Source organism: Streptomyces sp. NPDC025273 (assembly GCF_040638585.1).
GTDB classification, from domain to species: domain Bacteria; phylum Actinomycetota; class Actinomycetes; order Streptomycetales; family Streptomycetaceae; genus Streptomyces; species Streptomyces cinereorectus.
Map to the genome: position 1 here is coordinate 803,548 of NZ_JBEZYP010000001.1, position 24,706 is coordinate 828,253.

21 protein-coding genes are annotated in these 24,706 nt (G+C 70.7%); 11 read left to right on the forward strand and 10 right to left on the reverse strand.

Going from position 1 to position 24,706, the window contains the following annotated elements; genetic code table 11:
* Positions 1–25: 25 nt before the first annotated feature.
* From AB0F38_RS03520 to AB0F38_RS03535, 4 genes are all read right to left on the reverse strand, one after another.
* Positions 26–1,780 carry an NAD+ synthase gene (locus AB0F38_RS03520; protein ID WP_361885909.1) on the reverse strand — a complete coding sequence of 585 codons (1,755 nt, stop codon included), beginning with the start codon at positions 1,778–1,780 and terminating at the stop codon, positions 26–28.
* 156 nt (positions 1,781–1,936) lie between these two features.
* Positions 1,937–2,362 (reverse strand): CBS domain-containing protein, encoded by a 426-nt coding sequence (locus AB0F38_RS03525; protein WP_361885911.1) that lies wholly within the window; start codon positions 2,360–2,362, stop codon positions 1,937–1,939.
* 124 nt (positions 2,363–2,486) lie between these two features.
* Positions 2,487–3,206 carry a DUF305 domain-containing protein gene (locus tag AB0F38_RS03530; protein WP_361885914.1) on the reverse strand — a complete coding sequence of 240 codons (720 nt, stop codon included), beginning with the start codon at positions 3,204–3,206 and terminating at the stop codon, positions 2,487–2,489.
* Positions 3,203–3,886, reverse strand: a complete 684-nt coding sequence (locus AB0F38_RS03535) for a DUF3105 domain-containing protein (RefSeq protein ID WP_361885917.1) — start codon at positions 3,884–3,886, stop codon at positions 3,203–3,205. The genes AB0F38_RS03530 and AB0F38_RS03535 overlap by 4 nt, the downstream gene beginning before the upstream one ends.
* A gap of 244 nt (positions 3,887–4,130) precedes the next feature.
* On the opposite strand from AB0F38_RS03535, the gene glnA reads away from it, so the two are divergent.
* The 3 genes from glnA (at position 4,131) to AB0F38_RS03550 (ending at position 8,105) form a co-directional block, all read left to right on the forward strand.
* The gene (glnA, locus tag AB0F38_RS03540; RefSeq protein ID WP_057573648.1) at positions 4,131–5,492 is read left to right on the forward strand and encodes a type I glutamate--ammonia ligase; all 1,362 of its coding nucleotides are present in this window, start codon (positions 4,131–4,133) and stop codon (positions 5,490–5,492) included.
* 336 nt (positions 5,493–5,828) lie between these two features.
* Positions 5,829–7,055, forward strand: a complete 1,227-nt coding sequence (locus AB0F38_RS03545; RefSeq protein ID WP_361885920.1) for a hypothetical protein — start codon at positions 5,829–5,831, stop codon at positions 7,053–7,055.
* 261 nt (positions 7,056–7,316) lie between these two features.
* On the forward strand, positions 7,317–8,105 hold the full coding sequence (locus AB0F38_RS03550; protein WP_361885923.1) for a putative protein N(5)-glutamine methyltransferase: 789 nt from the start codon (positions 7,317–7,319) through the stop codon (positions 8,103–8,105).
* Between the two features lie 20 nt (positions 8,106–8,125).
* Here the strand turns inward: AB0F38_RS03550 and AB0F38_RS03555 are convergent, their stop codons facing one another.
* Positions 8,126–8,674 (reverse strand): pyridoxamine 5'-phosphate oxidase family protein, encoded by a 549-nt coding sequence (locus tag AB0F38_RS03555; RefSeq protein WP_361885926.1) that lies wholly within the window; start codon positions 8,672–8,674, stop codon positions 8,126–8,128.
* Positions 8,675–8,817: 143 nt separating this feature from the next.
* Here AB0F38_RS03555 and AB0F38_RS03560 point away from each other — a divergent pair, with 143 nt between their 5' ends.
* The gene (locus AB0F38_RS03560) at positions 8,818–11,811 is read left to right on the forward strand and encodes a bifunctional [glutamine synthetase] adenylyltransferase/[glutamine synthetase]-adenylyl-L-tyrosine phosphorylase (protein WP_361885929.1); all 2,994 of its coding nucleotides are present in this window, start codon (positions 8,818–8,820) and stop codon (positions 11,809–11,811) included.
* A 90-nt stretch (positions 11,812–11,901) separates the two neighbouring features.
* On the opposite strand, the gene AB0F38_RS03565 is transcribed toward AB0F38_RS03560, so the two are convergent.
* Positions 11,902–12,912, reverse strand: coding sequence for a phosphatase PAP2 family protein (locus AB0F38_RS03565; protein WP_361885932.1), 1,011 nt, complete (start codon positions 12,910–12,912; stop codon positions 11,902–11,904).
* Positions 12,913–12,988: 76 nt separating this feature from the next.
* A complete protein-coding gene (locus tag AB0F38_RS03570; RefSeq protein WP_361885935.1) occupies positions 12,989–14,032 on the reverse strand; it encodes a LacI family DNA-binding transcriptional regulator in 1,044 nt (347 codons plus the stop codon).
* A 358-nt stretch (positions 14,033–14,390) separates the two neighbouring features.
* Between AB0F38_RS03570 and AB0F38_RS03575 the strand changes: the two genes are divergently transcribed.
* The 5 genes from AB0F38_RS03575 to AB0F38_RS03595 all read left to right on the forward strand — a co-directional run bounded on the left by AB0F38_RS03575 (position 14,391) and on the right by AB0F38_RS03595 (position 20,395).
* Complete coding sequence (locus AB0F38_RS03575) at positions 14,391–15,662, forward strand: extracellular solute-binding protein (protein ID WP_361885937.1); 1,272 nt, start codon at positions 14,391–14,393, stop codon at positions 15,660–15,662.
* 21 nt (positions 15,663–15,683) lie between these two features.
* Positions 15,684–16,700, forward strand: coding sequence for a sugar ABC transporter permease (locus AB0F38_RS03580; protein ID WP_361885940.1), 1,017 nt, complete (start codon positions 15,684–15,686; stop codon positions 16,698–16,700).
* A gap of 47 nt (positions 16,701–16,747) precedes the next feature.
* Positions 16,748–17,575, forward strand: coding sequence for a carbohydrate ABC transporter permease (locus AB0F38_RS03585; protein WP_361886752.1), 828 nt, complete (start codon positions 16,748–16,750; stop codon positions 17,573–17,575).
* A gap of 100 nt (positions 17,576–17,675) precedes the next feature.
* Positions 17,676–19,352 carry a glycoside hydrolase family 13 protein gene (locus AB0F38_RS03590; RefSeq protein WP_361885943.1) on the forward strand — a complete coding sequence of 559 codons (1,677 nt, stop codon included), beginning with the start codon at positions 17,676–17,678 and terminating at the stop codon, positions 19,350–19,352.
* Positions 19,337–20,395: a LacI family DNA-binding transcriptional regulator gene (locus tag AB0F38_RS03595; RefSeq protein WP_361885946.1), complete on the forward strand. Its 1,059-nt coding sequence runs from the start codon at positions 19,337–19,339 to the stop codon at positions 20,393–20,395. The genes AB0F38_RS03590 and AB0F38_RS03595 overlap by 16 nt, the downstream gene beginning before the upstream one ends.
* A gap of 24 nt (positions 20,396–20,419) precedes the next feature.
* Here the strand turns inward: AB0F38_RS03595 and AB0F38_RS03600 are convergent, their stop codons facing one another.
* Complete coding sequence (locus AB0F38_RS03600; RefSeq protein WP_361885949.1) at positions 20,420–21,424, reverse strand: helix-turn-helix domain-containing protein; 1,005 nt, start codon at positions 21,422–21,424, stop codon at positions 20,420–20,422.
* Positions 21,425–21,668: 244 nt separating this feature from the next.
* Here AB0F38_RS03600 and AB0F38_RS03605 point away from each other — a divergent pair, with 244 nt between their 5' ends.
* Positions 21,669–21,884, forward strand: coding sequence for a hypothetical protein (locus AB0F38_RS03605; RefSeq protein ID WP_361885952.1), 216 nt, complete (start codon positions 21,669–21,671; stop codon positions 21,882–21,884).
* Positions 21,885–22,113: 229 nt separating this feature from the next.
* Positions 22,114–23,523: a cellulase family glycosylhydrolase gene (locus AB0F38_RS03610; RefSeq protein WP_361885955.1), complete on the forward strand. Its 1,410-nt coding sequence runs from the start codon at positions 22,114–22,116 to the stop codon at positions 23,521–23,523.
* A gap of 83 nt (positions 23,524–23,606) precedes the next feature.
* Here the strand turns inward: AB0F38_RS03610 and AB0F38_RS03615 are convergent, their stop codons facing one another.
* Together AB0F38_RS03615 and AB0F38_RS03620 are read right to left on the reverse strand one after the other, a co-directional pair.
* Positions 23,607–23,816 (reverse strand): DUF397 domain-containing protein, encoded by a 210-nt coding sequence (locus tag AB0F38_RS03615; RefSeq protein ID WP_361885958.1) that lies wholly within the window; start codon positions 23,814–23,816, stop codon positions 23,607–23,609.
* A complete protein-coding gene (locus AB0F38_RS03620; RefSeq protein WP_361885961.1) occupies positions 23,813–24,691 on the reverse strand; it encodes a helix-turn-helix transcriptional regulator in 879 nt (292 codons plus the stop codon). Before AB0F38_RS03620 ends, AB0F38_RS03615 begins: the two co-directional genes overlap by 4 nt.
* Between the last annotated feature and the right edge of the window lie 15 nt (positions 24,692–24,706).

The window sequence follows — 24,706 nt, forward strand, 5'->3', positions numbered from 1 at the left end:
ACGGTCCCGGCGTACGCCTTCCGCGTCAGCCCGACTCCCGCCAGCGGTTCGTGATCGGCAGGCGGCGGTCCTTCCCGAAGCCCTTCGGCGAGATCTTCGTGCCCGGCGGGTACTGCCGCCGCTTGTACTCCGCCGTGTCCACCATCCGCAGCGTCTTCGCCACCAGCTCCGCGTCGAAGCCGGCCGCGACGATCGCGTCGAGACCCTGGTCCCGGTCGACGTACATCTCCAGGATCCGGTCCAGCACGTCGTAGTCCGGCAGCGAGTCCGTGTCCACCTGGTCCGGTCGCAATTCGGCGCTCGGCGGCTTGGTGATGGAGGCCTCCGGGATCGGCGGGGTCTGCCCGCGCTCCTCGGCGGCACGGTTGCGCCACTTCGCGAGGCGGAACACCGACGTCTTGTACACGTCCTTGATCGGCCCGTACGCGCCGACGGAGTCCCCGTACAGCGTGGAGTAACCGACCGCCAGCTCGGACTTGTTGCCCGGCGCGAGGACGATCTGACCCTCCTGGTTGGAGACGGCCATCAGCATCGTGCCGCGCAGCCGTGACTGGAGGTTCTCCTCGGCGAGACCGGTGAGCCCCAGCGACCCCATGTACGCGTCGAACATCGGCTCGATCGGTACGGTGCGGAAGTTCAGCCCGGTACGCCGCGCCAGCTCGGCCGCGTCGCCCTTGGAGTGGTCCGAGGAGTACTTCGACGGCATCGAGATGCCGTACACGTTCGCGGCCCCCAGCGCGTCGCAGGCGATGGCCGCGACGAGCGCCGAGTCGATGCCGCCCGAGAGCCCGATCAGCACACTGCGGAAACCGTTCTTCGCGGCATACGCGCGCAGGCCCACGACCAGCGCCGAGTACAGCTCCTCGTCGTCGTCGAGCCGCTCCGCGTAGCCACCGGCCAGCTCCGGCTCGTACGCCGGAAGGGGCTCCTCGGAGATCACCACGTGGTCGATGCGCAGCCCGTCGTTCACGACCCCGGACGGGGCCTCGGACGCGGCGGCCGGCAGGTCCAGGTCCAGGATCACGCTGCCCTCGGCGAACTGCGGGGCGCGGGCGATCACTTCGCCGTCCTTGTCGACGACGATCGAGTCACCGTCGAAGACCAGCTCGTCCTGGCCGCCGATCATCGCCAGGTACGCGGTCGTGCAGCCGGCCTCCTGCGCGCGCTTGCGGACCAGCTCGAGCCGGCTGTCGTCCTTGTCGCGCTCGTACGGCGAGGCGTTGATCGACAGCAGCAGCCCGGCCCCGGCGGCGCGGGCGGCCGGGACGCGGCCGCCGTCCTGCCAGAGGTCCTCGCAGATCGCGAGCGCCACATCGATGCCGTGCACCCGCACCACGGGCATCGAGTCGCCCGGCACGAAGTACCGGAACTCGTCGAACACGCCGTAGTTGGGCAGGTGGTGCTTGGCGAAGTTCAGCGCGACCTGCCCGCGGTGCAGGACCGCCGCGGCGTTGCGCGGGGACCCCGCGGGCTGCCCGTAGCGCGCCGCGGCGTGCTCGGAACGGTCGAGGTAGCCGACGACGACCGGCAGCTCGCCGAAGCCCTCGTCGACGAGACGGACGGCGAGCGCGCGCAGCGCCGCCCGGGAGGCCTCGACGAAGGACGACCGCAGGGCCAGGTCCTCGACGGGGTATCCGGTCAGCACCATCTCGGGGAACGCCACCAGATGGGCGCCCTGCTCGGCGGCGTGCCGGGTCCAGTGGACGACGGACTCGGTGTTGGCGGCGAGGTCACCGACGGTCGAGTCGATCTGATTCAGTGCGAGACGTAGTTGAGGCACGCGGCCAGTGTAATCGTCTTTCTGACGCGATGTCCTGGCGGGCCTGCCGACACCGGTCCGGGCCCGCCAGGAGCGATTCGGGCCGTCGCGGCCCGGCGTCCCTCGCCGCACGGGACACCGGGCCGGGACGCCCGCACCGCGGCGGGCGGGGCGCGGTCAGGAGCGGGCGTAGACCTTCTCCGCCCAGCCTGCGACCTGCTGGTCCGAGAGATGGAGCGCCAGATCGGCCTCGCTGATCATGCCGATGAGCCTCTTGTTCTCGACCACGGGGAGCCGGCGGATGCGGTGGCTCTGCATCTCCTCCAGTACCGCGTCGACATCGGCGGTCGCCTCGATCCAGCGCGGCGTTCCGTCACAGAGCTCGCCCGCCGTGACCTTCGACGGATCGTGCCCCGACGCGACGCACTTGATCACGATGTCGCGGTCGGTGATGATGCCGACCATCCTGTCCTGCTCGCCGTTGGCGGAGACGGGCAGCGCGCCCACCTTGTGGTCCCGCATCATCTGCGCGGCACGGTCCAGCGTTTCGTGGGCCGGGATCCAGTGGGCGCCGGTGTGCATGATGTCCTTGGCGGTGGTCATGGGTTTCCTCCTGCGTTCCGGTGGGCATTGCCGTACGGCCCCGAGCGCATCCATCGTGCTCGGGACCGTGCGGAGCACGCGACCGCTGTCACCCATTCGGGTGCACGCGTCCCGGGGCGGGCCCTCAGGGGCGGGGCTTCGCGCCCCTGGCCGCGAGCATGTCCTCCATCAGGTCCAGCTCGGACCGCTGCCCCTCGACCATGCCCTGGGCGAGCCGCCTCTCCACCCCCACCGTGCACCGCTCGGCGCAGCCGCGCGCCATCGGGACCCCGCCCTCGTGGTGGTCGGTCATCAGCTGCAGGAAGAGGATCTCGGCCCGCTTCCCCTCGGCCTCGCCGAGCCGGGCGAGCTCCGTCCTGGTGGCCATGCCGGGCATGAGGGCCCCGTCGTGGACCCCGGATCCGGCCCCTCCCCGCTCCGTGCCGCCCGTCCCGGCCGTGCCGTGGGTTCCCTGCGCGTCGTGCGCGTCGTGGCCGCCGGACATCCACGCCATCGGCCTCTGCCCGTCGGGCGCCGTCTTCGGCAGCCCCCACAGGTCCAGCCAGCCGAGCAGCATGCCCCGCTGATTGGCCTGCGTGTGGGCGATGTCGTACGCCAGCCGCCGTACGTCCTCGTCCCGGGTGCGGTCCCGTACGAGGAAGGACATCTCCACGGCCTGCTGGTGGTGGACGGCCATGTCCCGGGCGAAGCCCGCGTCCGCGGACTCCGCCGAGGGCGTACGGGGAGCGGGAGCCGCCCCGTCCCCCCGCGCGGAGGCGATCGCCGCCGCCCCCGCGAACAGCAGGGCGAGCGTCACGGCGCAGCCCGCCACCCACCGTGTACGCCGGCCGCGCGACCGGCTCACCCGTCGATCCCGCCCGTGCAGGGCGCACCCGGCTCGGGCGTCTGCGGGCCCTGGACGTACTTCGCGAGGAACTGGGCCACTCGCGGGTCGTCGGCGCTGTCCACCGTGACCTGCTTGCCCCAGGCGCTCAGCATGATCGCCCCGTCCTGGCCCGCGTACGGGCTCATCAGCGTGTACGGGGTGCTCCCGACCCGGGACGCGAGCTTGCGCACCTCGTCGTCGGCCGCCCGGTCGTCGTACGTGACCCACACCGCCCCGTGCTCCAGGGCGTGCACGGCGTTGACGTTCCGGACGGCCTTCTCGTATACGACGCCGTCGCAGTTGAGCCAGGCCTGGGCGTGGTCCCCGCCGACCGGGGGCTCCATGGGGTAGCTCACGTCGGTCGTGACGTGGTCGCGGGTCAGCTTCTTCGCGTCCCACGTCCTCTCGCCCGCGACCGGCTCGGCGATCAGATCCCCCTTCTCCTGCCCGGTCGGTTCGCCCTGCTTGGCGTCCTGCGTCCCGGAGTCCGCACGCGATTCCTCCGACGCGGTCCGCTCCAGCAGCACGTACGAGCCGAAACCGAGCAGTCCGGCGACCACGACGGCACCCACGCCTATGGCGGCGACACGGGTGCGGCGGCCGCCCGTGCGGTCGGTGCCGTGCATCGGGTCCACGGGGGTCCTGCGGTCGAAGCTCATGTCGTCGGGTCCTTCTGCCAAGGAGTAGGGAGGGACGGAACGGGGCCGGCAAAGGGATGCGCACGGCGCCGCGGGCCTGCCGCCACGCCCCTTGCACACCATGGGCGCCGATCGTAGTGGGTGGCCGAGTGCTCTCTCTCACACCGAGTGCGTAATCTGGGTGAAATCCCGGGTCGTGATACTGGAGTGTCTCCCCTACCCCGGGCGGTGGTGCACGGACCGTCTGAACTGCAAGGATGTGGCTATGGACAAGCAGCAGGAATTCGTCCTCAGGACGCTTGAGGAGCGCGACATCCGCTTCGTACGGCTGTGGTTCACCGATGTCCTCGGGTACCTCAAGTCCGTCGCCGTGGCCCCGGCCGAGCTCGAACAGGCTTTTGACGAGGGCATCGGCTTCGACGGTTCGGCCATCGAGGGCTTCGCCCGTGTATACGAATCGGACATGATCGCCAAGCCGGACCCGGGCACGTTCCAGATCCTGCCGTGGCGTGCGGAGGCTCCGGGGACGGCCCGGATGTTCTGCGACATCCTGATGCCGGACGGCTCGCCGTCCTTCGCCGACCCGCGCTACGTGCTGAAGCGCATCCTCGCCAAGACCTCGGACCTGGGCTTCACCTTCTACACCCACCCGGAGATCGAGTTCTTCCTGCTGAAGAACAAGCCGGTCGACGGCACCCGCCCCACCCCCGCGGACAGCTCCGGCTACTTCGACCACACGCCGCAGAACGTCGGCATGGACTTCCGCCGCCAGGCGATCACCATGCTCGAATCGATGGGCATCTCGGTCGAGTTCAGCCACCACGAGGGCGCCCCCGGCCAGCAGGAGATCGACCTGCGCTACGCGGACGCGCTCTCCACGGCCGACAACATCATGACCTTCCGTCTGGTCATGAAGCAGGTCGCGCTGGAACAGGGCGTCCAGGCGACCTTCATGCCGAAGCCCTTCTCGGAGTACCCGGGCTCGGGCATGCACACCCACCTCTCCCTGTTCGAGGGCGACCGCAACGCGTTCTACGAGTCCGGCGCCGAGTACCAGCTCTCCAAGGTCGGCCGCTCGTTCATCGCGGGCCTCCTGAAGCACGCCGCGGAGATCTCCGCCGTGACGAACCAGTGGGTCAACTCCTACAAGCGCATCTGGGGCGGTTCCTCCCGCTCGGCCGGCGCCGGCGGCGAGGCCCCCTCGTACATCTGCTGGGGCCACAACAACCGCTCCGCGCTGATCCGCGTCCCGATGTACAAGCCGGGCAAGACCGGCTCGGCCCGCGTCGAGGTCCGCTCCATCGACTCCGGCGCCAACCCCTACCTGACGTACGCGGTGCTGCTCGCCGCCGGCCTCAAGGGCATCGAGGAGGGCTACGAACTCCCGGCCGGTGCCGACGACGACGTCTGGGCGCTCTCCGACGCGGAGCGCCGCGCGATGGGCATCGAGCCGCTGCCGCAGAACCTGGGCGAGGCCATCGCGCTGATGGAGAAGAGCGAGCTGGTGGCGGAGACGCTGGGCGAGCACGTCTTCGACTTCTTCCTGCGCAACAAGAAGCAGGAGTGGGAGGAGTACCGCAGCGAGGTCACGGCCTTCGAGCTGAAGGCACTCCTGCCGGTGCTGTAGGCGCAGGTCAGCGCTGGTAGAGCCCTTGTACGTGGCTTCGGGCCGACGGTGTGGTTCCGTCGGCCCGAAGGCGTATCAGGCGGGCTGGGCCGTCAGATGTCTCCCCGGTGCGGGGGCGCCGTCGTCGTTCGCGCAACAGGGCCGCCCATGCCGTGACCCGCGCCTTGTGCGACCCGGGCCGGTGGCGGTCGCCGCCCGTCACGGGGGCCGCGGGCCGGCGCGCTCCGGTCCTCCGGGCCTCCCCGCCGCCGGGACGGCCCGGGGTGCCGGACGCCGGTGATCGTTCCGTTATCCGGGGAAGGACAACCGATCAGGCCGTTTCACGGTCGAACCGACGTGATCAGAAGCCACCTCCTCCCGCTGTGCGCCGTCGCCGCCTCGGCCACCCTGCTGCTGACCTCCTGCTCCGGCGGCGCGGCGGACGACAAGCCCGCCCACCCGGTCTTCGACGTGCCGGTCGGACAGCAGCCCCGCCAGGCGCTGCTGGCGACCCAGGCCGCGCGGACCGCGCGCTTCACCCAGATCCTGACCTTCACCTCTCCGTCGGGCGACACGGTGCAGAGGACCTCGGGGCGGATCGACTTCCCGGGCGGCCGGGCCGCCGGATCGATCGACTGGACGCCGGCCGAGGACCTGCCGGACGAGGCCAAGGACGCGCTGCTGGGCGTCCGGCTGGGGGCGGGCCGTTCGCCCGCGCGTACCCAGGTCGCGGTCGAGCCGGACACCATCCGGCTGCGTGCGGGCGAGGCGGGCTACTGGCTCCGTTACGAAGGGTCCTCGGACGCCTTCGGCACCGGTGCCGCGGTCGACGCGCTGCGGGGGGCCGAGTCCGCGTTCGGCGGCACACTCCTGGAGATTCTGAGCGGGGCCCAGAAGGTGAAGGAGTCACCGGCCGGGAAGGTGAAGGAGTCATCAACCGGGAAGGCGGGCCGCACCTACCTGGCGAAGCTCACCGCGTTCAACGCCCTGCGCCTGTTCCCCAAGGACCTGGGCTCCGAACTGACCGCGAACATCGACCCGAACGGCACGGCGACGCCCGTGTCGCTCAGCATGTCCGCGGACGCCAAGGGGCGCGTCACCCGGGTGGAGGCGGACTTCTCGGGCCTGCTCGACAAGAAGGACAGTGCCCTGGACGGGATGACGGGGCTGCGCGCCGTTCTGACGGTGGGCGGTTTCGGGAAATCCGCGCCGGTCATGCCGGCGGCGTCGGAGCGGACGCTCGACGCCAAGGAGGCCGTCACGGCGGTCGGTGAGGTGGAGAAGGGCGGATGCGCCGACCTCACGACGGGCACCCGCACCCTCGACATGGTGGTGTCCGTCCCCTGCGCGCAGCCCCACGAGGTCCGCGTCTTCGCCCACGCGCGGTTCGACCCCGCCTACCCGGGCGACAAGGCGGCGAAGCGGATGGCCCGCGAGGCATGCCGGGAGGCGTACGGGTCGGCGCCCGCCGCCTGGACCCGGGAGGGAACCGAGAAGGACCACTTCTGGTACACCTGGCCCGGCGAGGCCCGGTGGGGCGTCGGCGCCGATCCGGTGGTCACCTGCTACGTCGAGACACGGTGACGGCACCGTCGCCGCCCTGACGACGCCGCGGCCCATCCCGTCGAGGATCCCGTCGATCACCGCGCCCGGCCGGGTTCCTCCTTTCCGCGCGGCGGGCAGGAGGATTCCGGTAGTGTGACGCGTCCCGAGACCGGGACCGACCAAGGAGGTGAGACCCATTACCGCTTCAGCAGGCTGGGCGCTCACCCCTCGCCGTCGCGTGGCCGACCGGGCCTGAGCGATCGCGGAGCGCCCATCGGTTCGCCCGAAAGGCTCCGCTCCATGCAGGAATTCGCCCCGCCGCTCACCTTCTCCGCCCTCGTCACCACGCTCCGTGCCGCCGGCTGTGTCTTCGCCGAGGACGAGGCGGAACTCCTTCTGTCCACGGCGGCCGGCCCCGCCGCACTCACCGCCATGCTGGAACGCCGGGTAGCCGGTCTGCCGCTTGAACACGTGCTCGGCTGGGCCGAGTTCTGCGGGCTGCGGATCTCCGTGGGCCCCGGGGTGTTCGTGCCCCGGCGGCGTACCGAATTCCTCGTCCGGCAGGCCGTGGCGCTGACACCGGCCCCGGCGGTCGTGGTCGACCTCTGTTGCGGTTCCGGAGCGCTGGGTACGGCGCTGGCCTCGTCGCTGGACGGCGTCGAACTGCACGCCGCCGACGTCGAACCCGCCGCCGTGCGCTGTGCCCGGCGCAACGTGGGCGGTCTCGGAACGGTCTACGAGGGCGACCTGTTCGCGCCCCTGCCCCGTTCGCTGCGGGGCCGGGTCGACGTCCTGCTCGCCAACGTGCCGTACGTACCCACCGGCGACGTCGAACTGCTGCCCGCCGAGGCGCGTGACCACGAGCCGCGTGTGGCGCTCGACGGAGGCGGCGACGGCCTCGACGTGATGCGGCGCGTCGTCGCCGAGGCGACCGACTGGCTGGCCCCGGGCGGCAGTCTGCTGGTCGAGACGAGCGAACGGCAGGCCGCGCGCGCCGAGGAGACGGTGGGGAGCAGCGGACTCCTCGCGCGCGTCGTCGTCTCCGAGGAGCTGTACGCCACCGTCGTCATCGGGACCAGTCCCCGGTAGCCGAAGGGGCTCCGGCCGGCTCAGGCGAAGAGCCAGCGCGTCTGGCCGTACGGGTCGCCCTTGGCGAAGCCGAAGGCCGTGCGCGGGGTCACCGCGAAGACCTCCGCACGGCCGCCGGCCCCGTTGGAGAACATGCCGTCCGTGACACCGAAGTGCCAGTCGGCGCCGTACTTCGCCTCCCACGCCTCGGCCAGCGCGATCAGCCGCTCCTCGTCCGTCACCCGGGCGGCCCGGCCCTCGACCACGACGTCGAAGCCCTCGCCGAGGGCGTTGGCACCTGTGGTCAGGACGACCTCCGGGTTGGCGGCCAGATTCCGCGCCTTGCGTTCCGCGGGGCCGGTGCAGAAGTGCAGGGCACCGTCCGACCACACCCCGATCAGCGGGGTGACGTGCGGGCGGCCGTCCGGCCGGACGGTGGAGAGCCAGTACAGCTCCGCGTCGGTCAGGAGCGCGACCGCCTCCGGCCACGGGCGCGCGGTGGCACCCTCGCCGCTGTAGCGGGTGTCCAGCGCCGTTTCGGGGGTGGTGCCGGGCGCGGCGTCGTCCTCGCCCTTGTCCTTGTCCGGCATGACGGGCCTCCTGGGGGCGTCGTGCGTGATCGTTCCGGTCATCCTGCCTGTGGAGTACGGACTCCGCCTCCGCGCCCAAATCATCGGCGCACGGATAGGCTCGGGGAGCGGGCAAGTGTGGTCGGCGGTCAGGAGAACACGGAATGACGACGGTGCCGGGACGCAGGAGCAGTACCTTCACCCGACTGCTGCGGCACGGTTTCACCGATCCGTCCGCCGCCGAACGGCTGCTCGACCTCCCCGAGCTCGGCTCCGTACGGTCCGATCCCGTCCTCTTCGACGCGCTCGGGGCGACGTCCGACCCCGATCTCGCCCTGCGCGGCCTCGTCCGGCTCGTCGAGGCCGAGGAGGCCGACGAGCGGCAGATCCTGCTGGACACACTCGTCACCGCCAAGCCGCTGCGGGACCGGCTCCTCGGCGTCCTCGGCGCCTCCGAGGCCCTCGGCGACCACCTGGCCCGCCACCCGCGCGACTGGCAGGCGCTCGTCACGTACGAGGCCACCGATCTGCACCCCGGGGTCGCGGAGTTCGAGCACATGCTCGCCGGCGCCGTCGATCCGGACTCGCTGCGGGTCGCCTACCGCAGGTCCCTGCTGTCGATAGCGGCCCGCGACGTGTGTGGGACGACGGATCTCGCCCAGGTCGCCGCCGAGCTGGCCGACCTGGCGACGGCCACGCTGCGGGCGGCGCTCGCCATCGCCCGTACCGACGCGCCCGCCGACGCCGCCCGGTGCCGGCTCGCGGTCATCGCGATGGGCAAATGCGGCGGGCACGAGCTGAACTACGTCTCCGACGTCGACGTGATCTTCGTGGGGGAGCCCGTCGACGGGGCGGACGAGAACCGGGCCATGCAGGCCGCGACCCGGCTCGCCGCCCACATGATGCGGATCTGCTCCGACACCACCGTCGAAGGCACCATCTGGCCGGTCGACGCCAACCTGCGCCCCGAGGGCCGCAACGGGCCGCTGGTGCGGACCCTGTCCTCGCACCTCGCGTACTACCAGCGCTGGGCCAAGACCTGGGAGTTCCAGGCGCTGCTGAAGGCCCGGCCGGTCGCCGGGGACCCCGAGCTCGGCGCGGAGTACGTGGAGGCCGTCTCACCCCTGGTGTGGCAGGCCGCCGACCGGGAGAACTTCGTCGGCGACGTCCAGCAGATGCGCCGCCGCGTCGTCGACAACATCCCCGTCGACCGGGTCGACCGCGAGCTCAAGCTCGGACCCGGCGGACTGCGGGACGTCGAATTCGCCGTGCAGCTCCTCCAGCTCGTCCACGGGCGCGGCGACAGCACCCTGCGCTCCGGCTCCACGCTGACGGCCCTGGGGGCGCTCGCCGACGGCGGGTACGTCGGGCGGGCGGACGCGGCGCAGCTGGACGACGCCTACCGCTTCCTGCGCTCCATGGAGCACCGCATCCAGCTCTACCGGCTGCGCCGCACGCACCTCGTCCCCGAGGACGAGTCCGACCTGCGGCGGCTGGGCCGCTCCCTCGGGCTGCGCACGGACCCGGTCGCCGAGCTCAACAAGGCGTGGCGCCGGCACGCCTCCGTGGTGCGCCGGCTGCACGAGAAGCTCTTCTACCGGCCGCTGCTCGACGCCGTGGCCCAGCTCGCGCCCGGTGAGAGGCGGCTCAGCGCCGAGGCCGCCGTCGTCCGGCTGGAGGCCCTCGGATACGCCGATCCGGCGGCCGCGCTGCGGCACCTGGAGGCCCTGTCGTCGGGGGTGTCCCGCAAGGCGGCCATCCAGCGCACCCTGCTGCCGGTACTGCTCGGCTGGTTCGCGGACTCCGCCGACCCGGACGCCGGGCTCCTCGGCTTCCGGCAGGTGTCCGACGCGCTCGGCAAGACCCCCTGGTACCTGCGGCTCCTGCGGGACGAGGGGGCGGCGGCGGAGAACCTCGCCCGGGTCCTCTCCGCCGGCCGGCTCGCCCCGGACCTGCTCATGCGCGCCCCCGAGGCCGTGGCCATACTCGGCGACCCGGAAGGGCTGAAGCCGCGCACCCGGGAGCACCTGGACCAGGAGGTGCTGGCCGCGGTGGGCCGCGCGCAGGGCGCCGAGGCCGCCGTCGCGGTGGCGCGCGGGGTGCGGAGGCGGGAGCTGTTCCGTACGACGGCGGCGGACCTGATCGGCTCGTACGGCACCGAGGACAGCCCGGCGGAACAGGACCCGGGCGCGCTCGTCGACCGGGTCGGCTCCGCCGTGACCGACCTGAACGCCGCCACGCTCTCGGGCGCGCTGCGCGCGGCCGTGCGCGAACAGTGGGGCGACACCCTGCCGACCCGGTTCGCGGTCATCGGCATGGGCCGCTTCGGCGGTCACGAGCTGAGCTACGGCTCCGACGCGGACGTCCTGTTCGTGCACGCGCCGCGCGAGGGCGTGAGCGACGAGGAAGCCACCCGGGCCGCGAACACCGTCATCACCGAGATGCGCCGGCTGCTGCAGCTGCCCACGGCCGACCCGCCGCTGCTCATCGACGCCGACCTGCGCCCGGAGGGCAAGAGCGGCCCGCTGGTGCGCACCCTGAAGTCGTACGAGGCCTACTACCGGCGCTGGGCGCTCGTCTGGGAGAGCCAGGCGCTGCTGCGCGCCGAGCCGGTGGCGGGGGACGCGGAGCTGGGGCGTGCCTTCGTCGACCTGATCGATCCGCTCCGGTATCCGGTCGAGGGTCTGGGGGAGGACGCGGTCCGCGAGATCCGGCGGCTCAAGGCGCGCATGGAGTCCGAACGGATTCCGCGGGGCGCCGACCCGACGCTCCACACCAAGCTGGGGCGGGGCGGTCTCAGCGACGTCGAGTGGACCGTGCAGCTGATGCAGATGCAGCACGGCTGGGCCGAGCCCGGCCTGCGCACGACCCGTACGCGCGAGGCGCTGGCCGCGGCCTGCGCGGCGGACCTGATCCCCGCGCTGGAGGCACAGACCCTGGACGAGGCGTGGGTGCTGGCCACCCGGGTGCGCAACGCGGTGATGCTGGTACGGGGACGGCCGGGCGACACGTTCCCCTCGAACCCGCGGGAGCTGACGGCGGTCGGGCGCTACCTGGGGTACGAGCCCGGGCACGCGGGGGACATGCTGGAGGACTACCGGCGGATCACCCGGCGGGCACGGGCGGTGGTGGAGGAGCGGTTCTACGGGGCGGGGTGAGGGCGGGCCGCGGGTCGTCGGGGCCGGTGGCGCGGCCGCGCCGAGCCCCTCCGGTGATCGAGGAGGGGATCCGGGAGGAGCCCGGGCTCGTCAGGCCGAGCCGGGCGGGACGGAGTGGGCCGGGGCCGGCTCCGGCTGGGACGCGGCACGGGCCGCCGAGGGCTCCAGGGCGGGCCCGGAGGCCGCCGTCGGCGCACGCCGCGCCCGCGCCGGGAACGGCAGCATCCCGCGCAGTCGCCCCCCGCCCTCCGCCGGAGGCACCTGCTGCGGCAGCCGGTGGGGCAGCGCCCCGTACCACGCGTACGAGACCGCGTAGCCGAACATCAGGCAGGCCATCCCGCCCACCGCGTCCAGCCAGAAGTGGTTCGCCGTCGCCACGATCACCACCAGCGTGGCAGCCGGGTACAGCACGCCCAGGATCCGCGCCCACGGCGCCGAAGCCAGCGCGAAGATGGTCAGACCGCACCACAGCGACCAGCCGATGTGCATCGACGGCATCGCCGCGTACTGGTTCGACATGTTCTTGAAGTTGCCCGAGGCCATCGAACCCCAGGTCTGGTGCACCATCACCGTGTCTATGAAGTGTCCGCCGCTCATCAGCCGGGGCGGGGCCAGCGGGAACAGGTAGTACCCGAGCAGCGCCACGGCCGTGGTGGCGAAGAGGATCAGACGGGCGGCCGCATAGCGGCCCGGGTGACGACGGAACAGCCACACCAGCGCGCCGATGGTGACCACGAAGTGCAGCGTCGCGTAGTAGTAGTTCATCGACACGATCAGCCATGTCACCGAGTTGACGGCCTGGTTGAAGGTCTCCTCGAACGCGAGCCCCACCCCGTGCTCCAGCGACCAGATCCAGTCCGCGTTGCGCAGGGCGGCGGCCTTCTGCTCGGGCACGGCGTTGCGCACGAGCGAGTACAGCCAGTAACTCACCGCGATGAGCAGGATCTCGAACCAGAGACGGGGACGGCGCGGGGAGCGCAACGAGCGCAGCCGACCGTGCCCGACGGTCCTCGTGGACCCGGTCGCCGTCTGTTCGTTCGTGACGGATGACGGGGTGGCCGCAGTGCGGTCTTCCAGTGTGGTCACGTGCGATTCACCCATAGGCGCAGAGTCTGCCAGATACGTCCCCCTCCGCCCGATCATCCTCCGGTCGGGTTCCGGTCGCACGTTCTCCATCCTAAAGAGGAGGGCGGGGTCCCGCGGAAGGACCGGGACCCGAGGCCGTTGAACCGCGAACGACCAGTTCGGGCATGAACACGAACTCGCTGTGCGGAGCGGGGGTCCCGCCGATCTCCTCCAGCAGCGTGCGCACCGACGCCTGGCCCATGGCGGTCACCGGCTGCCGGATGGTGGTCAGCGGCGGATCGGTGAACGCTATGAGGGGCGAGTCGTCGTAACCGACCACCGAGAGGTCGCGCGGAACCTCCATCGACAGCCGGCGGGCCGCCCGGATCGCGCCGAGCGCCATCATGTCGCTCGCGCAGACCACTGCGGTGCAGCCACGCTCCATCAGCGCCGAGGCGGCGGCCTGGCCGCCCTCCAGCGTGTACAGGGAGTGCTGGATCAGTTCCTCCACCGCCTCCGCGGTCAGGCCCAGCTGCTCCCGCATCGTGGCGTGGAAGCCCTCTATCTTGCGGAGCACCGGCACGAAGCGCTTGGGGCCGACCGCGAGACCGATGCGCTGATGTCCCAGCGCCACCAGGTGCGTCACGGCGAGCCGCATCGCGGCCCGGTCGTCGGGAGAGATGAACGGCGCCTGCACCTTGGGCGAGAAGCCGTTCACCAGGACGAAGGGGACACCCTGCGCCCGCAGTTGCTCGTAGCGCTGCATGTCGGCGGAGGTGTCGGCGTGCAGTCCGGAGACGAAGATGATGCCCGAGACCCCGCGGTCGACGAGCATCTCGGTGAGCTCGTCCTCGGTGGAGCCGCCGGGGGTCTGGGTCGCCAGCACCGGCGTGTAGCCCTGCCGGGTCAGCGCCTGTCCGATGACCTGGGCCAGTGCCGGGAAGATCGGGTTCTCCAGCTCGGGGGTGATCAGGCCGACCAGGCCGGCGCTGCGCCTGCGCAGGCGCAGCGGACGCTCGTAGCCGAGGACGTCGAGCGCCGCGAGGACGGATTCACGGGTGGTCGCGGCTACACCGGGCTTGCCGTTCAGTACACGGCTGACCGTCGCTTCGCTGACCCCCGCCTGAGTTGCGATATCGGCAAGCCGTGCGGTCATGGGTGGACTGTACCGGGCGCGTGTCGGATTGCCCACCATGCGCGGTTTCCGGGCAGTCCGCCCCGGCGGCCAAAGCCCACCGGCCCTCTTTTGGCAACATCTTGCAAGGTCTTGCGGACACCAGGCGCCGGGCGCGATCGGATCGTCGTACCGCAGCCGGACGGGGTCTGGCCTGGTGCTGGCAGGTCCCGGGGGGTTCCGTCAAGAGGCTTGACGGCAACCTTGCGGACACGCCAATGTAACGATCACCGGGGCTTGCAGAAATCTTCCGCAAAGTCTTTCGGTCGCCTTTCATCCTTGTTACGTTCACGTCGACCCGGCGCCGCGACGGAGCGGTACGGCAGTTGAAGGAGTTCAGATGCGACGTGGCATAACGGCCACCGCCCTGGTCGCGGCCCTGGCGCTCGCGGCGACCGCCTGCGGCAGCGATGACGAGACCGGTGGCGGCAAGAGCTCGGGCGAGCTCTCCGGCACGGTGACGTGGTGGGACACCTCGACCGTCGGCAGTGAGGACAAGGTCTTCAAGAAGATCGCCGAGGGTTTCGAGAAGAAGCACCCGGAGGTCGACGTCAAGTACGTCAACGTTCCCTTCGGTGAGGCGCAGAACAAGTTCAAGAACGCCGCTCAGGCCGGCGCCGGCGCCCCGGACGTCATCCGTTCCGAGGTCGCCTGGACCCCCGAGTTCGCGGACCTCGGCTACCTCGCCCCGCTGGACGGCACCGCCGCGCTGAAGGACCAGGACGACTTCCTGGAGCAGGCCGCCGCGTCGACCAAGTACAAGGACAAGACGTACGCGGTCCCGCAGGTCATCGACTCGATGGGCATCTTCTACAACAAGAAGATCTTCGCCGAGGCCGGTGTGGAGGTCCCCCAGACCGTCGCCGAGCTGAAGACCGCCTCCAAGGCGATCAAGACGAAGACCGGCAAGACCGGCCTCTACCTGCGCGGCGACGACGCGTACTGGTTCCTCTCCTTCCTCTACGGCGAGGGCGGCGACCTGGTCGACGCCGGCACGAAGTCCGTCACGGTGGACAAGCCCGAGGGCGTCAAGGCCTTCGAGACCGTCAAGGACCTGGTCGACTCCGGCGCCGCGAAGACCGACGCCACCGACGGCTGGGAGAACATGCAGTCGTCGTTCAAGGACGGCAAGGTCGCGATGATGATCAACGGCCCGTGGGCCGTCGCCGACACCCTGACCGGCAAGGAGTTCACCGACAAGGCCAACCTGGGCATCTCCCCGGTGCCGGCCGGCTCGGCCGCGCAGGGCGCCCCGCAGGGCGGCCACAACCTCGCCGTCTACGCGGGCTCCAAGAACCTCGACGCCTCGTACGCCTTCGTCGACTACATGACCTCGGTCGAGTCCCAGGCGCAGACCGCCGGTGAGCTGAACCTGCTCCCGACCCGCACCTCGGTGTACTCCAAGCAGGAGGCCGTGGACAGCGAGATCGTCCAGTTCTTCAAGCCGGTCGTCGAGACCGCGGTCGAGCGCCCCTGGATCCCGGAGACCGGCAGCCTCTTCGCGCCGCTCGTCACCGAGTACACCAAGGTCCTCACCGGCCAGACCACGCCGAAGAAGGCCGCCACGGCGACCGGCGACTCCTACCGCAAGCTCCTCAAGGGCTGGAAGTAACTCAGGAAGGCAGGCCGACTGATGGCTGTCCACACCAGCCAGTCGGTGGCGAAGGCCGCGGGCGACGACGTCGCCCGCGGCCGGAGCCGCGGTACTGGTAACCCCGCTCCACCGAGCACGTTCCGGCGGGCCATGTCGGTCCACTGGTACGCCTGGACCATGGTCGCCCCGGTCGTGCTCGTGATCGGCGTGATCATCGGCTACCCGCTGGTCCGCGGTATCTGGCTGTCGATGACCGACGCCAACGAGCGCAACGTCGCACGGTCCATCGGCGTCAACGAACTGCCCGCCACCTACGAGTTCGTGGGCGTGGACAACTACGTCGACGCGCTGACGGGTACCCAGTTCCTCGGCACGCTCGGCTGGACACTGGTGTGGACGGTCTCCTGCGTGAGCGTGACCTTCTGCCTGGGCATGGCTCTCGCCAACATCCTCAACCGCCGCATCGCGGGGCGCTCCGCCTACCGCATGGCCCTGATCCTGCCCTGGGCCATCCCCGGCTTCGTCTCGGTCTTCGCCTGGCGCTTCCTCTACAACGAGGACCGCGGGCTGCTCAACAAGCTCCTGGGCGGCGCCGGGATCGACGGCATACCCTGGCTGAACGACCCCACCTGGGCCAAGTTCTCCGTCATCGCCGTCAACGTCTGGCTCGGCGTGCCGTTCATGATGGTCGCCCTGCTCGGCGGACTGCAGTCGATCCCCTCGGAGCAGTACGAGGCAGCGGAGATGGACGGGGCCACCGCCTGGCAGCGCTTCCGCCACATCACGCTTCCCGGACTGCGCCCCGTGTCCACCACGGTGATCCTGCTCTCCACCATCTGGACCTTCAACATGTTCCCGGTGATCTTCCTGCTGACCCGCGGCGGACCCGGTGAGGCCACCCAGATCCTGGTCACCCAGGCGTACAAATTCTCCTTCGAGATCAGCCCGCGCGACTTCGCGCAGTCCTCCACCTGGGGCGTGCTGATCCTCGTACTCCTGATGCTCTTCGCCGCGGTCTACCGGCGAGTGCTCCGCACGCAGGGAGACAACTGGTGAGCACTGTTACGGCACCCACCGCCCGGCACTCCGCCCGCAGGCCCCGGATGCGCGGCGACCGTTCGCCGGGCGCGTCCGTGGCCCTGCACCTCACCCTGGTCATCGCGTCGGTGATCGCGGTCTTCCCGGTGCTGTGGGTCCTGCTGACCTCGCTGAAGCCCGCCAAGTTCGCCACGACGACGGACTTCTTCAAAGCGACCACGTTCGAGAACTACACGAACCTGATCAAGGACACCGAGTTCCTGACCTGGTTCGGCAACTCCGTGGTCATCGCGGGACTCTCCACCGTCATCGGTGTCTTCGTCTCCGCCACCACCGGCTACGCCGTCAGCCGCTTCCGCTTCCCCGGCAAGCGCGGGCTGATGTGGACCCTGCTGATCACCCAGATGTTCCCGGTCGCCGTCCTCATCGTGCCGATCTACAACATCATGGCGAGCATGGGCCTGCTGAACCAGCCGGCCGGGCTCGTCATCACCTACCTCACCATCTCGGTGCCGTTCTGCGCCTGGATGATGAAGGGCTTCTTCGACACGATCCCGCGCGAGATCGACGAGTCGGGCCAGGTCGACGGCCTCACCCCGTTCGGCACGTTCTGGCGCCTCGTCCTGCCGCTGGCCAAGCCCGGCCTGGCCGTCACCGCCTTCTACTCCTTCATCACCGCCTGGGGCGAGGTGGCGTATGCCTCCGCCTTCATGGTCGGCGACGAGAACATGACGCTCGCCGGCGGACTGCAGAAGTTCGTCAACCAGTACGGAGCCCAGTGGGGCCCGATGACCGCGGCGTCCGTGCTCATCGCCATCCCGGCCGCACTGGTCTTCCTCTTCGCGCAGAAGCACCTGGTCACCGGCATGTCCGCCGGAGCCGTCAAGGGCTGACGCACCCGGTCCCGCACGACCGCACGCCCCACGTCACGGCGGCGCCGGATCCCCGACCCGGTCCCGGCGCCGCTCCCCACCCAGACACCCCAGGGACGACATGACCCAGCACCTCGCTGCCCCCTCCACCGGCACGTCCGACGACGCCCCGGGCCACCGCACCGGCTGGTGGCAGGACGCGGTGATCTACCAGGTCTATCCACGGAGCTTCGCCGACGGCAACGGCGACGGCATGGGCGATCTCGCGGGCATCACCGCCCGGCTCCCCTATCTCAGGGACCTCGGCGTCGACGCCGTCTGGCTCAGTCCCTTCTACGCCTCCCCGCAGGCCGACGCGGGTTACGACGTCGCCGACTACCGGGCCATCGACCCGATGTTCGGCACGCTCCTGGACGCCGACGCGCTGATCCGCGAGGCCCACGACCTGGGCCTGCGCATCATCGTCGACCTGGTGCCGAACCACTCCTCCGACCAGCACGAGTGGTTCAAGCGCGCCCTCGCCGAGGGCCCCGGCTCGGCACTGCGCGAGCGCTACCACTTCCGCCCCGGCAAGGGCACCGACGGCGAACTCCCGCCCAACGACTGGGAGTCGATTTTCGGAGGCCCGGCCTGGACCCGGACCACCGACCCGGACGGCACGCCGGGCGACTGGTATCTGCACCTCTTCGCGCCCGAGCAGCCCGACTTCAACTGGGAACACCCGGCCGTCGCCGACGAGTTCCGCTCGATCCTGCGCTTCTGGCTCGACATGGGCGTCGACGGCTTCCGCGTCGACGTCGCGCACGGCCTCGTCAAGGCCGAGGGCCTGCCGGACCTGGGATCGCACGACCAGCTGAAACTGCTGGGCAACGATGTCATGCCGTTCTTCGACCAGGACGGTGTGCACAAGATCTACCGCAGCTGGCGCGTCATCCTCGACGAGTACCCCGGCGAGCGCATCGCCGTCGCCGAGGCGTGGACCCCCACCGTCGAGCGCACCGCCAACTACGTGCGCCCCGACGAGATGCACCAGGCCTTCAACTTCCAGTACCTGTCCACCGCCTGGGACGCCGCCGAGCTGCGCGAGGTCATCGACTCCTCGCTCGACGCGATGCGTCCGGTGGGCGCCCCCACCACCTGGGTGCTGTCCAACCACGACGTCACCCGGCACTCCACCCGCTTCGCCAACCCGCCGGGGCTGGGCACCCAGATCCGTACGCCCGGCGACCGCGAGCTCGGTCTGCGCAGGGCCCGCGCCGCGACCCTGCTCATGCTGGCGCTGCCCGGCTCCGCCTACGTCTACCAGGGCGAGGAGCTCGGCCTCCCGGACGTCACCGACCTGCCCGACGAGGCCCGCCAGGACCCGTCGTTCTTCCGCGCCGAGGGCCAGGACGGCTTCCGCGACGGATGCCGGGTGCCGATCCCGTGGACCCGCGAGGGCAGCTCGTACGGCTTCGGCCGCGGCAGCAGCTGGCTGCCGCAGCCCGACAGCTGGGGCGAGCTCTCCGTCGAGGCGCAGACCGGCACGGAGGGCTCCACGCTGGAGCTGTACCGGGCCGCCATCGCCGCCCGCCGCGAGCACCCGGGCCTCGGCGCCGGCACGGACGTGCGGTGGCTGGACGCCCCCGAGGGCGTGCTGGCCCTCGGCCGCCCCGGCTTCGTCTGCACCGTCAACACGACGGGCGCACCGGTACGCGTCACCGTCCCCGGTACGGTGCTGCTCGCCAGCGCCCCGGTGACCGTCGAGGGTGACACCTTCGAGCTGCCCGCCGACACCACGGTGTGGTGGACGGTGTGACCGTCCCCGCACCCAGGACCGGACCGGCGCTGCGGCTCTCCGACATCGCCGGTCAGGCCGCGGTCAGCGAGGCCACCGTCAGCCGGGTGCTCAACGGGAAGCCGGGTGTCGCGGACACCACGCGTCAGCGGGTGCTCGCGGCGCTCGACATCCTGGGCTACGAACGTCCCGTACGGCTGCGGCAGCGCAGCGCCGGGCTCATCGGGCTGGTGACCCCCGAGCTCACCAACCCGATCTTCCCGGCGTTCGCGCAGTCCGTGGAGCAGGTCCTCGCCGGGCACGGCTACACGCCGGTGCTCTGCACCCAGCTGCCCGGCGGCGCCACGGAGGACGAGCTGGTCGAACAGCTCGTCGAGCGAGGCGTCGGCGGGATCGTGTTCCTCTCCGGGCTGCATGCCGATACGTCGGCGGACCCGGCGCGGTACGCGGCGCTCAGCGACCGGGGAGTGCCGTTCGTCCTGATCAACGGCTACAACGAGCGCATCAGCGCCCCGTTCGTCTCGCCCGACGACCCGGCCGCCGTACGGATGGCCGTCGGGCACCTCGCCGAGCTCGGGCACCGGAGGATCGGTCTGGCGATCGGGCCGCAGCGCTACGTGCCCTCCCGCCGCAAGCGCGACGGCTTCGTCGACGCGGCCGTCTCGCTGCTGGGCATGGACCGCGAGGAGGCGGAACTCCTCGTCTGCTCGACGCTGTTCAGCGTCGAGGGCGGCCAGGTCGCGGCGGGTGCCCTGCTCGACGCGGGCTGTACGGGCATCGTCTGCGGCAGCGACCTGATGGCGCTCGGCGTGGTCAGGGCGGCCCGGGGGAGAGGGCTCGACGTCCCCCGCGACGTGTCGGTCGTCGGCTTCGACGACTCGCAGCTCATCGCGTTCACCGACCCGCCGCTCACCACGGTGCGCCAGCCGGTGCAGGCGATGGCGGCGGCCGCGGTGGGGGCGCTGCTGGAGGAGATCGGCGGGAGCCCCGTGCAGCGCACGGAGTACGTGTTCCAGCCGGAGCTGGTGGTGCGCGGGTCCACGGCGGCGGTGCGGTCTCTCTGAGGGCAGGCGCGCGGGGCCGGGTGCCTACGCCTGTGCTCCCCCCGCCCCGGGGCTGGTGAGCTCCGGTGCGGAGCCGGTCGCCTCCGCGTGGTTGGTGAAGCGGTGGAGATAGGACGTCGGAGTGGTCGCGTAGTGCGCGGTGAAGTTCTGCCGGAAGGTCACGGCGCTGGCGAACCCGCATGCCGCGGAGATGCGGGTGATGCTCCAGGTGGTCGTCTCCAGGAGCCGACGAGCCTCGTCGAGCCTGCGGGTGAGGATCCACCTGGCCGGGCTCATGCCGGTCGTCTGGTGGAAGCGGCGGGAGAAGTTGCGTGCGCTCATGTGCGCGTGGGTGGCGAGTGCGGTGACGGACAGGCGCTGGTCAAGATTGGCCAGGGCCCAGGTGATCGTGTCGCCGATGGGACCCGCGGCGTCGTCGGGCACGGGCCGATCTATGTACTGGGCCTGGTCGCCCTCCCGGTGGGGTGCGATGACGAGATGGCGCGCGACGGCGGCGGCAGCCGCCGAGCCCAGTCGGTCGCGGACGATGTGAAGGCAGGCATCCAGCCCGGAGGCAGTGCCGGCTGAGGTGAGCACGTCACCGTGGTCCAGGTAGAGGGCGTCCGCGCGCACGTCCACGGCGGGGTACCGCTCGGCCAGTCTCTCCGCCGAGGCCCAGTGGGTGGCCACGGTACGCCCGTCGAGCACGCCACTGCCTGCCACGGCGAACGCACCCAGGCAGAGCCCGGCGATCCCCGCTCCGCGGGCGTGCGTGTCCCGGATCAGGGTGACGATCTCGTCGTCCGGTTCCCGGAGGTCGGCGGGCCAGGAGGGGAAGACGAGCAGGTCGGCCGATTCGGCCGCGGCGGGCCCGGCGAGGTCGCCGATCACGACGCCCTCCGAGGTGCGGACCGCGTGCGCGTCCGCGCTCCACACGGTGGTGGTCCACCCCGGGGCCAGATCCTGGCGGGCCACTTCGCCGAACACGAGGAGCGGAGCGGCGAGGTGGAACGCGGTGATCCCGTCGAAGGCGTGAATGGCGATACGCATGCCTGTCCTGATCTCATCGAATATCTGCTTTTCTGCCACTCACTGTAGTGCCCGCGGTCCCCTGAGGATGGAGTCCACGGCGCCGTCCGCGCCGGATCCACCAGACACAGGAGAGAACGTTGAACGCCCCACGCCGAGCCCTTGTCCTCATCGATGTGCAGCAGGAGTACTTCGACGGGCCGCTGAACATCCAGTACCCGTCCCGCGACGAATCGCAGCCGAACCTCTCGGTTTCACGATCGAGGTGCTCTCCGACGCGACCGGTGCCGTCCACCTCGCCAACGAGGCCGGCACCGCCTCCGCTCGCCAGGTCCACGAGACCCTGATGGCGCTGCTGCACTCGAACTGGGCTGCGGTCGCCACCACCGAAGCCTGGGCGTCGGCCGCCACGAACGACGACCGCCTCGTCAGGAGCGATCTCGTCACCTCGGCCACGCGGGGCGGCACAGCCGCCCGCTGACGGCGCCACTCCCCGAGGTCGCAGCGCCGCGTATGGGGACGGGTCCGTGGCGCTCTCACCCCGGCGTGTGTGCGCAACGGGGGCCCTGGCACAACTGCCCGTCCGGCCACGGCCGAGCGACGGGCCCTCCCGTGAGTGTTGTCGTGCACCTTGCAAAACACCTCCGATCCTTGGTTCCCTTCAGTTAGGAAAGTTTCCTAACCGGCTGAACCTGTGAACGGAGCCCTCCATGAGCCCGGCACGTTTTCGGATACGCCCAGTCGCCGCCGCACTGGGCAGCGCCTTACTCTTCGCCCTCACCGTCACCGCCGCACCGGCTGCGCCCGCCGCCCCCCTCCCGGACCGGACGGCCGCCACCGCCGACGGTGGGATGACCGCGGAGATCACCCGGACGTCTGCATGGGACAGCGGTTACGGCGCCGCCGTGGCCATCACCAACAACGGCGACACGGCGGTGAACGGCTGGACCGTCGAGTTCGACCTGCCGGCCGGGACGAACGTCTCCGGCCAGTGGTCCACCACCGCGACCCGGCAAGGGCAGCACTACACCTTCACCAACGTCTCCTACAACGGCGCCATCGCCCCCGGCCAGGCGACGAGCTTCGGCTTCAACGCCGACGGTCTCGGGCTGCCCTTCAACTGCACCGTCAACGGCGCGCCCTGCGAGGGCGGCGGGACCACCGAACCGCCGCCCGGTGCGAGCCCGGTCGCCGTCAACGGGCAGCTCACCGTGTGCGGCACCAAGCTCTGCAACGAGCACGGCAACCCGATCCAGCTGCGCGGTATGAGCAGCCACGGCACGCAGTGGTACCCGCAGTGCCTGACCGGCGGCTCGCTGGACGCCCTGGCGAACGACTGGAAGGCCGACGTCCTGCGCGTCTCCACGTACGTACAGGAGGACGGCTACGAGACCGACCCCGAGCGCTTCACCGATCTCGCGAACTCCCTCATCCAGCAGGCGACCGACCGCGGGATGTACGTCATCGTCGACTGGCACATGCTCAGCCCGGGTGACCCGAACGCCAACCTCGGCAACGCGCGGAAGTTCTTCACCGACATCGCCAACCGCAACAGGACGAAGAGCAACATCCTCTACGAGATTGCCAACGAACCCAGTGGCGTGAGCTGGCAGCAGATCAAGAGCTACGCGGAGCAGATCATCCCGGTCATCCGGAACATCGACCCGGACGCCCCCGTCCTCGTCGGCACCCGCGCCTGGTCCTCGTTCGGTGTGTCCGAAGGAGCCGATGAATCCGAGGTCGTGAACAACCAGGTCAGCGCCTCCAACATCATGTACACCTTCCACTTCTACGCCGACTCGCACCGCGACGAGTACCTGGCGACCCTCTCCCGGGCCGCCGACGAGCTCCCCGTGTTCGTCACCGAGTTCGGCACCCAGAACTACTCGGGTGAGGGAGACAACGACTTCGCCATGTCCCAGCGCTACCTCGACCTGATGAAGACCAAGAAGATCAGCTGGGTCAACTGGAACTTCTCCGACGACCACCGCTCCGGTGCCGTCTTCGAGACCGGCACCTGCGACAGCGGAGGCCCCTGGGCCGGCACCTCGTCACTGAAGCCCGCCGGCGCCTGGATCCGTGACCGGATCAGGACCCCGGACACCTTCCCGACCGGCTGACCCCGTCCGCCTGTCGGCCCGTCCTCCTGCTGCCCGGGACTTCCCTCCGGGCGGCAGGTGGCGTGACCTGGGCCTTCGGGGAGTCAGTGCCCGGAGGCGTACGTCACGAAGGCTTCCCACGCGGTGGGGGTGAAGCCGAGACGGGGGCCGGGCAGGTCCTTGGAGTCGCGGACGTGCACGGCGGCGGGTGCGAGCGCAACCTCAACGCACTCGTTGCTGTTGCTGCTGTCGCTGTAACTGCTCTTGAACCACTCCGGCTCCGTGGATTCCCCGGCGGAGGGCTTGGGGGTCATGTCTCTCCTAGCACTTGCTCGATGAAGGCCAGCGACTCCCGAGGCGTGAGAGCCTGAGCCCGGATGATGCCACACCGCAGTTCGATGATCCGGAGGTGTTTCGGGTCTGCGACCGGGCGACTGCCGAAGTCACCCTCGGAGCGTCCTACGGCCGAGCCGTCCCCGAACTTCAACACCTGCATCTCCCCTCCCATACCTGCGTGATCATCGCGGCCAGTCGGCATGACCTGGACTTCGACATTGCGCAACTGCCCCAGCTCCAAAAGGCGTTCAAGCTGACGACGCAACACCATTCTGCCCCCGAGATGGCGCCGCAGCGTCACCTCTTCCTGGACAAAACTGAGCTCAGGTGCAGGCGACCGGTCGAAGATGGACTGTCGGGCCACACGGGCGGCCACCAGCCTTTCCACCTCGTCCTGCGAGAACGACGGCCGCCGCATCGCGAACAGCGCCCGCGCGTACTCCTCCGTCTGCAACAGGCCATGGAAGTTGTGGCAGCCGTAGGCCGAGAGTTCCACCGCCCGTGCTTCCAGCTTCGCCAGTTCCCGAATCCTCTTCGGGTATCGCGCCTCCGCCAACTCCCGCTTCAGCAACGCGAGCTTCCCGCCCGCGCCGAGCACCTCGTCCGCCCTGTCCAGGAACTCCGGCCGGGGGATGCGCCGGCCGCCCTCCACCTTGTAGACGAGGTCCTCGCCGTATCCGATCGCGGCTCCGAACTCGCCGGCCCGCATGCCTGCCGCCTCACGCCAGGCCTTGACCTGGCGTCCCACCGTGGCGGCCATGGCGACTCCCGACTCGTCATCGGGATCGACCTCCCAGCCGGGCTCGTCCGCTCCGTCGTTCCCGCGCTCCGTACCAGCCTCATCCACGCTCATCCGTGCCCCACTTCC